This is a genomic window from Umezawaea sp. (assembly GCF_057122925.1).
The window spans coordinates 1-7,750 of sequence record NZ_DBNGPQ010000049.1 but is presented as its reverse complement, the minus strand read 5'-3'; the positions used below and the strand labels follow the sequence as shown (position 1 = coordinate 7,750).

Here is a 7,750-nt window from a genome sequence, read left to right as displayed (position 1 = left end):
GCGACGCCGAGCATCGCGACGAAGTCGAGCACGGGCCCGAACCGCGGCAGCTTCCGGACGACCAGGTAGGCGATCAGCACCCCGAGGAGCCCGGCCAGGGGAGCGGCGACCACCGCCATCACGGTCGTGTCGACCATGGCCTCCGAGCCGATGCCGAAGAGCACGAAGTCGAAGTGCGCCAGCGTGAACGCGTTGTTCACGCCCGGCACGGCGGTGAACGCCCCGAACAGGATGGTGGCGTAGACGAGCACGATCACCAGCGCCACCAGGACCGCCACGCCGTAGGCGCAGAGGGCGACCGGGCCGCGGTAGGTCTGCGGCCTGCCGGTGGGTTTCCCGGTGACGCTGAAGACCTTCCGCCGGTCGATCCAGTACCGCTGGAGCAGGAAAACCAGCACGGCGGGGACCATCAGCGACAGCGAGAACACCGCGCCGGACGCCACGTCGTACTCGCCGGTGATGGCGATGTAGGCCCGCGACGACAGCACCGTGAAGTCGCCGCCGAGCACCAGCGGGTTGGCCAGGTCGGCGGTGGCCTCCACGAACAGCAGCAGGAACCCGCCCGCGAGCCCCGGCAGCAGCATCGGCAGCGTCACGGTGAGGAACACCGTGGCGCGGCCCGCACCGAGGCTGGTCGCGGCCTCGTCCAGCGACGGGTCGAGCCGCTCCAGCATCCCGACCAGGGTCAGGTACACGACGGGGAAGAACGACAGCGCCAGCGCGACCGTCAGCCCGTCCAGGCCGTAGATGTCGTACGGCACCCCGAAGACGCCCTGGCTGATCACGCCGTTGCGGCCGAACAGGACGACCAGCGCGGTGGCGAGGGCGAACGGCGGGCTCACCACCGGCACGATGGCGATCACGTGCAGGACCCGCTTGAACGGCACGTCCAGCCGCGTCCGGACGAACGCGAACAGGAACGCGAGCGCCGTGCCGACCGACGCGACGGACAGGCCGAGCACGACGGTGTTGACGACGACGCCGCGGTTGGCCGACGAGCCGACCAGCGACCCTGCGGCGTCCAGGCCCTCGGGCGAGAACGCGGTGAGCACCACCTGGAACACCGGGAAGAGCAGGCCGACACCGAGCACGGTGGTGACGACGACGAGCGAGATCGCGAGCGCCGGCTTCGAGCGGACGCGGTGGAGCACCGACATGCCGTCCCCCCGCCCTAGTTCGCGGGCGTCGCGGCGACGCCCGCCTCGAACCGCTCGACCAGGCCGTTCCTGGCCGCTCCCGCGGCGGCGACGTCGTAGTCGACGAGCTTCACCGCGATCGGGTCGAACGCCTGGGGCGCGGCGGTGGCGTCGGGCGAGGTCGGGCGCTGGTAGGACTTCACCGACGGGCCGATCTCCTGCGCCGCGGCGCTCGCCGCGTAGTCCACGTACGCCTTGGCCGCGTCCGGGTTCCGCGCGCCCGCGAGGATCCCGACCGCGCCGACCTCGTACCCCGTGCCCTCCTCGGGGAAGGTGACGACCAGCGACGTGGAGCCCTCCTCCTGGTACTTGACGCAGTCGTGCGAGAACAGCACGCCGGTCGCGACCTCGCCGCGCCCGGCCATCTGCCCCGGCGCGCTGCCGCTCTTGCTGTACTGGAGCACGGACCTGCCGAACTCCTGGAAGTACCGGAGCCCGGCCTCCTCGCCGCCCTTGACCCGCACCAGCGTGTAGAGCGCGGTGTAGGCGGTGCCCGACGTCGCCGGGTGCGCGATGGCGACCTGCTTCGCGAACCCCGGCGCCAGCAGGTCGTCCCACGACGTCGGCGCCTCCAGGCCGGCCTTGGCGAGCACGTCGCGGTTGGAGCAGAAGCCGAGGGCACCGATGTACACGCCGGTCCAGTAGCCCGCCGGGTCGCGGTACCTCGCCGGGATCTTCCCGGTGGCGGCGGAGGTGTAGGGCTGGAGCAGCCCCTGTTCCCGCGCGGCCTCGTAGCCGTCCGCCGGGCCGCCGTGCCACACGTCGAACTCGGGGCTGCCCTTCGACGCGCCGAACCGGGCGACGGCCTCGCCGCTCGACAGCCGGACGTGGTTGGCGGGGATGCCGGTCTTCGCGGTGAAACCCGCGGTCATCCGCTGGCACCAGTCCTCGGCCGCGCCGCACGCGACGACGACCCCCTTGCCGGGACCGGACGCCTCGGGAGCGCGCTGGGAGCACGCGGTGGCGGTGGTGGTGAGCGCTAGAGCCGCGAGCACGGCTGTCGTCTTGCGCATCGGACTTCCCCCTGTCGGGATCATCTCCCCGGACGGCGTCGTCGGGGCTGATGAGAACGGTAGGGACCGGGGGAGGGCGGTGGCGTCACCGCGAGGTGATGCTCGGTGATGGTGCGGTTACCAACGCCCTCACGGCAGGAGCCGGTAGCCCGCCCCGCGCACGGTCTCGATGTAGTGCGGGCGGGCGGTGTCGTCGTGCAGCCGCTGCCGCAGCCGGTAGATCCCGGCCTTCACCATGTCCCGCCCGCCGACCCAGTCCTCGGCCTCCCACACCTCGGCGAGCAGCTTCCGCCACGACACCACCTCACCGGGCCGGACCGCCAGCGCGGCGAGCAGCCGCCAGTCCCGGTCGGTCAGCGCCACGGACCGGCCCGCCGCCGTGACCACCCGCGTCCGCGCGTCGATCCGCAGCTCGCCGACGGTCACGGGTCCGGTGGCGCGCGGCGAGGTCCGGCGCAGCAGCGCGTTGACCCGCAGCGCCAGCACGCGCGGCTTGAACGGCTTGGCCACGTAGTCGTCCGCCCCGGCCTCCAGGCCCTCGATCACCTGGTCGTCGTCGGACCGGGCCGTCAGCACCAGGACCGGCAGAGCCCCCGCCGCCCTGATCTCCCGGCACAGCGAGATCCCGTCCAGACCGGGCAGCCCGACGTCGAGCACCGCGATGTCGACCCCGCCCGCCAGCCAGGCCTCGCGGGCCCGCAGGCCGTCGTGGACCGTGCGGACCCGCAGGCCCTCGGTCTCCAGGATGAACGCCACCATGTCGGCCATCTGCGGCTCGTCCTCGGCGAGCAGGGCGAGCGGGGCGTCGTCGGTCACGGTGTCCTCCGGTGCGGCAGCCGCAGCATGATGGTGGTGCCGCGGCGCGGCGACGTGTCGACCAGCAGCCTGCCGCCGTGCAGCAGCGCGATCTGCCGGGTCAGCACCAGACCAAGCCCGGTCCCGTCGGCCAGCGGCGAGCCGGAGACGAACGGCCGGAACAGCTTCTCCCGCGCCCGCGGTGTCATGCCCGCCCCGTCGTCGGTGACGCTGATGACCGCCGAGTCGTCGTTGCTGATCACCCGCAGCACGACCATGCCCCCGTTCGCGGTGAACCGCATCGCGTTCGTGCTCAGGTTGACGATGGCGCGGGTGATCAGCCGCTCGTCCGCGGTGACCACCGGCGGGAGCCGGGGCAGGTCGACGGTGATGCGCTGGTCGCGCTGCTCCGCCAGCGGCCGGAGCCCGCGGACCGCGTCCGCGACGACCCGGTTCAGGTCGACCTCCGCGAGCCGCGCGGCGAACACCCCGGCCTCGATCCTGGCCTGCACCAGCAGGTCCTCGGCGATGGCGATGGTCTGGTCGGTCTGGTCGGAGATCGTCGTGAGGAACCGCCGCTGCCGCTCGTTGACCTCGCCGGGGGTGCCCTGGAGCAGCAGGTCGGCGGCGACCTTCACCATCGCCAGCGGCGTCCGGACGTCGTGGCTCACCGCCGCGACCAGGTCGGCGCGGGCGGTGGCCGTCCGGCGGACCTCGTCCAGCTCACCCGCCAGCGCGGCGGCCCTGCGGTCGGACTCCCGCAGGGCCAGCGCCGCCACGGCCGTGGGCAGCAGCACCGCCGCCACGGCCCAGAACGGGCCGACCAGACCGGTGAGCACGGGCCCGGACAGCGCGGCGCACCCCACCGCGACGATCCAGGTCCACTTGGTCACCGGGCCATCATGGACACCCGCGGCGCGCGACGACCACGTTTCGCACCGGAGTGGAGTACCGGGTTCAGACGAACATGTTGCCGGTCGCGATCTTCGGCCGCCCCAGGACGACCGGAGCGCCCACCTCGGCCGCCCGGTACACCTCCACCGTCCCGGCCGCGATCTTCGTCCAGTCGAAGTCCGTCGCCAGCCGCGCCTTCGCCGCCCGAGCCCGGCGCACCGCACCGGGCCGGTCCGCCAGCACCGACCGCACCGCCACCCCGAGCCCGTCCACGTCGCCCGGCGCGAACGACAGACCGGTGTCCCCGTCCCGCACGACCTCGCCCAGCCCGCCCGCCGTCGACGCCACCAGCGGCGTCCCGGCGGCGGCGGCTTCCAGCGCCACGATCCCGAACGGCTCGTACCTGCTGGGCAGCACCACGGCGTCGGCCGCGGCGAGCACCGCCGTCAGCTCCCGGTCGGACAGGTGGCCCACGAAGTCCACCGCCCGCCGCACCTTGTGCTTGCGCGCCTGCTCCACGAGCCAGTCGGCGTGGCTGCCCTCGCCCGCGACGACGAGCCGGGTCCCCCGGTGGGCGCGGCGGACGCGGGGGAGCGCGGCCAGCAGGTCCTGCACGCCCTTCTCCCACTCCAGGCGGCCGAAGAACAGCAGCAGCGGGTCGCCGTTCGGGCTGTACCTCTCCCGCGCCGCGAGGACGTCGGCGGGCTTGACCCGCCAGCGGCGGGGCTCGATCCCGTTGTGCAGCACGGTGATCCCGCCCCGGTCGACGTCGAACAGGTGCGCCACCTCGGTGCGCATGGCGTCCGAGCAGGTGATCAGCGAGTCGGCCCGGTTCGCCAGCCACCACTCGACGGAGTGCACCTGCTGGTTCAACGTCTGCGACAGCCACCCGCTGTGCCGCCCGGCCTCCGTGGCGTGCACGGTCGCGACCAGCGGCACCTCCGCCGCCTCGGCCAGCGCGACGGCCGGGTGCGTCACCAGCCAGTCGTGCGCGTGCACGACGTCGGGCCGCCACCCGCGCAGCAGCGCCAGGCCCGCGCGGGTCATCGCGTGCCCCATCCCCAGCGTCCACGCCACCAGGTCGCGTTCGAACACCAGGTGCGCGGGGTCCTCGGCGACCCGGATCAGCCGCACGCCCTCGGACACCTCGTCCGTCGTGGGGTGGGTGATCGCGTCGCTGCCGGACGGCTGGCGGCACAGCACCACGACGTCGTGGCCCTGCGCGCCGAGCTGCGTCGCGACCGCGTGGACGTGCCTGCCGAGCCCGCCCACGACGACCGGCGGGTATTCCCAGGACAACATCAGCACGCGCATGAGACATCCTCGCACTTCGTGCCCGTCGTCAGTCCCCTGGCGTCGAGGTGGCCGAACGGACCGTCGAGCAGGCGCAGTTCCGCCGCGCGGGCGGTGTCCCCGCGCCGGGTCACGAGTTCGCGGAACCGCTCCGCGTGCACCTTCGCCCGGTAGCGGGCGTAGTCGGCCGCGGAGTTCTTGGTGATCATGAAAGCCCAGTCGCTGGACAGCGACAGCAGCGCCTCCCGCACGGCCTGGTCCAGCACCGGGTCGCGCACCGCGCCGTCGAGGTCCAGCGCCAGCAGTTCGCGCTGCACCTCGGAGTTGCCGTGCACGACGTCGGACACCTGCGGCCCGGCCCACGTGCCCCAGTCCTTGCCCGCGCCCCACGACGACGGCGGCAGGTCGACCCGCCCGCCCAGGTGCCCGGCCTCCAGCGCCCCGCGCAGCGTCGTCACGCGCACGCCCGCGAGCGGCAGCGCCCGCAGCACGGCCTCCAGCCACGCCGGACCCTCGTGCCACCAGTGCCCGTACAGCTCGGTGTCGTACGCGGCCACGACGAGGCCGGGCCGCCCGTGCCGCTGCCTCAGGTCCCGCAACCGCCGCACGACCGCGTCCACGAAGTCCTCGGCGTGCCGCCGCACCACCGGGACGGCCGCCGCGGGCTCGTAGGGCCGCTTGTCCTCGGGCGCGACGTCCACGCCGGTCACCCGCGACGGCTTGAGGCCGGTCGGGTGGTCGTAGGTGTGGAAGTCGCGGTACGCCGGGTCGCCGGGGTAGCCCACCTGCGGCGACCACACCCGGTAGGACACCTCCAGGTCGCGGCCGAAGCAGACGACGTCGGAGTCGCCGACGGTCCGCGCGGCGGAGGTGTCGCCGTTCAGCGACGGGCCGTCGACCACGAACCGCCGCACGCCCGCCGCCGCGTAGCCGGTCTCCATGCCGGGCGCGTAGCCGCACTCCGGGGCCCAGATCCCCTCGGGCGTCGAGCCGATCCGCAGCGCCGTGTCCTCCAGCCCGGTGCGCAGCGCGAACGCGCGCAGCCGGGGGTCGAGCAGCGGCTGGAACGGGTGCGTCGCCGGACCGCCGAGCAGCTCGACCACGCCGGAGTCGACCAGCGGGCGCAGCACCGGCGAGAACCCGTGCCGCCAGCGCGTCTCGAACCTCTCCAGCGCCCACGCTGACCGCTGGTGCTCGTACGAGCTGAGGTCCGCCAGCCGCCGCCCCGCGTAGTGGGCCCTCAGCTGCCAGTTGCCCAGCCAGTCGTGCACGCCGCGCAGGCTGTACGGGTCGTCGAGCTGCGCGGCCAGCACCGGCGTGACGCCGAGCGTGAGCACGTCCCGGCGCCCCTCCGCGGCGAACCGCTCCAGCAGGTCCACCACGGGCAGGTAGGAGTGGGCCCACGCCTGGTACAGCCACTCCTCGCCGACCGGCCACCCGCCCTGGTGCGCGAGCCACGGCAGGTGGCTGTGCAGCACGAGGCAGAACGTGCCCTCGTCGGTCATGCGCGGACCGCCACGGCCACCAGGTCCAGGCTGGTGTCCAGGTCGTCGGCGGTGAGGTCGAAGTCCTCGCTGCGCACGGAGGTCACGGCGGCCAGCAGCTCGGGCGACCACCCGCCGCCGGACAGCACCACGTCCACCTGGGCCTGGATGATCGAGCCACCGAGCGCGGCGTCCAGGCCGAGCAGCCTCGGCCCGTGCCGCAGCCCGGTGAGCGCCTCGACCCGCAGGCCGGGCACGTCCAGCAGCTCGTGCAGCTCGTCGGGCGCGAGTTCCCTGGTGTGGAACGGGTTGTGCGGCTTGTCGAGCCCCGGCGAGAACGTCAGCCGGTTCGGCGTGGTCATCAGCAGCCTGCCGCCGGGGCGCAGCACCCGCACGCACTCGGCGACGAACTCCTCCTGGTTCCACAGGTGTTCGATCACCTGGAGGTTCGCCACCACGTCCACGCTCCCGGTGCGCAGGGGCAGCGACGCCAGGTTGCCGCGCACCACGGCCAGCTCCGGGTAGGCGGCGCCGACGTGCGCGGCGGTGAACGCGTCGTAGTCCAGCGCGACGACCCGCGCGGCGCGTTCGGCGATCAGCTTCGCGCCGTAGCCCTCGCCGCAGCCCGCCTCCAGCACGACCGCGTCCGCGCAGTGGCGCAGCAGGTCGAGGTAGGCCGCCTCGTGCCTGCGGAACCAGTAGTTCTCGTGGCTAACTCCTGGAAGCGTACGCTCGCCGGTCAGTGGCAGGCAAGGTACTTCACCTGCTGTTACGTCGGTCATCTCGATCGACTCCTTGCCGTCGGGCGTTCCGCACATCGTTGCTTGCCACGAGAACTTCGCCGTACGCTAGCACTGTGAATCTGCTGGTCGACTGGGTGGACGAGTGGGCTCTGGAATTGCGGGCCGGAACGGTATCGGAAAAGACCGTCGAGGTGTACGTCCGGGCCGTCAGGCAGTTCGTCGGATGGCTGGGGCGGGCGTACCCGGAGGTGACCACGCCTGGTCAGATCACGCCGAAGACGTGCGCCGCGTGGATGCGGGCACGACGTGAGGACGGCAGGGCCGAGGCCACG

General features: G+C 73.3%; 8 protein-coding genes. 1 reads left to right on the top strand and 7 read right to left on the bottom strand.

Annotated features, from left to right (window positions below; all coding sequences use genetic code 11):
- The 7 genes from AC156L_RS11020 to AC156L_RS10990 form a co-directional block, all read right to left on the bottom strand.
- A partial coding sequence (locus tag AC156L_RS11020; RefSeq protein ID WP_484406790.1) for an ABC transporter permease occupies window positions 1-1,157 on the bottom strand: 1,157 nt, incomplete at its 3' end.
- Window positions 1,158-1,171: 14 nt separating this feature from the next.
- Window positions 1,172-2,209: an ABC transporter substrate-binding protein gene (locus tag AC156L_RS11015; protein WP_330876622.1), complete on the bottom strand. Its 1,038-nt coding sequence runs from the start codon at window positions 2,207-2,209 to the stop codon at window positions 1,172-1,174.
- A 129-nt stretch (window positions 2,210-2,338) separates the two neighbouring features.
- Window positions 2,339-3,025 carry a response regulator transcription factor gene (locus AC156L_RS11010; protein WP_330876621.1) on the bottom strand — a complete coding sequence of 229 codons (687 nt, stop codon included), beginning with the start codon at window positions 3,023-3,025 and terminating at the stop codon, window positions 2,339-2,341.
- A complete protein-coding gene (locus tag AC156L_RS11005) occupies window positions 3,022-3,897 on the bottom strand; it encodes a sensor histidine kinase (protein ID WP_330876620.1) in 876 nt (291 codons plus the stop codon). The genes AC156L_RS11010 and AC156L_RS11005 overlap by 4 nt, the downstream gene beginning before the upstream one ends.
- A gap of 64 nt (window positions 3,898-3,961) precedes the next feature.
- Complete coding sequence (locus tag AC156L_RS11000; RefSeq protein ID WP_330876619.1) at window positions 3,962-5,212, bottom strand: glycosyltransferase family 4 protein; 1,251 nt, start codon at window positions 5,210-5,212, stop codon at window positions 3,962-3,964.
- Window positions 5,200-6,696, bottom strand: coding sequence for a glycoside hydrolase family 57 protein (locus AC156L_RS10995; RefSeq protein WP_330876618.1), 1,497 nt, complete (start codon window positions 6,694-6,696; stop codon window positions 5,200-5,202). Before AC156L_RS10995 ends, AC156L_RS11000 begins: the two co-directional genes overlap by 13 nt.
- The gene (locus AC156L_RS10990) at window positions 6,693-7,457 is read right to left on the bottom strand and encodes a class I SAM-dependent methyltransferase (RefSeq protein WP_330876624.1); all 765 of its coding nucleotides are present in this window, start codon (window positions 7,455-7,457) and stop codon (window positions 6,693-6,695) included. Before AC156L_RS10990 ends, AC156L_RS10995 begins: the two co-directional genes overlap by 4 nt.
- Window positions 7,458-7,531: 74 nt before the next feature.
- On the opposite strand from AC156L_RS10990, the gene AC156L_RS10985 reads away from it, so the two are divergent.
- Window positions 7,532-7,750: site-specific integrase (locus AC156L_RS10985; protein ID WP_330876617.1), on the top strand; the 219-nt coding region annotated here is incomplete at its 3' end.

Excerpts from the sequence above, each read along its gene's own strand:
- AC156L_RS11000 (WP_330876619.1), bottom strand. The coding sequence starts at position 5,212 with ATGCGCGTGCTGATGTTGTCCTGGGAATACCCGCCGGTCGTCGTGGGC.
- AC156L_RS10995 (WP_330876618.1), bottom strand. The coding sequence starts at position 6,696 with ATGACCGACGAGGGCACGTTCTGCCTCGTGCTGCACAGCCACCTGCCG.
- AC156L_RS11015 (WP_330876622.1), bottom strand. The coding sequence starts at position 2,209 with ATGCGCAAGACGACAGCCGTGCTCGCGGCTCTAGCGCTCACCACCACC.
- AC156L_RS10990 (WP_330876624.1), bottom strand. The coding sequence starts at position 7,457 with ATGACCGACGTAACAGCAGGTGAAGTACCTTGCCTGCCACTGACCGGC.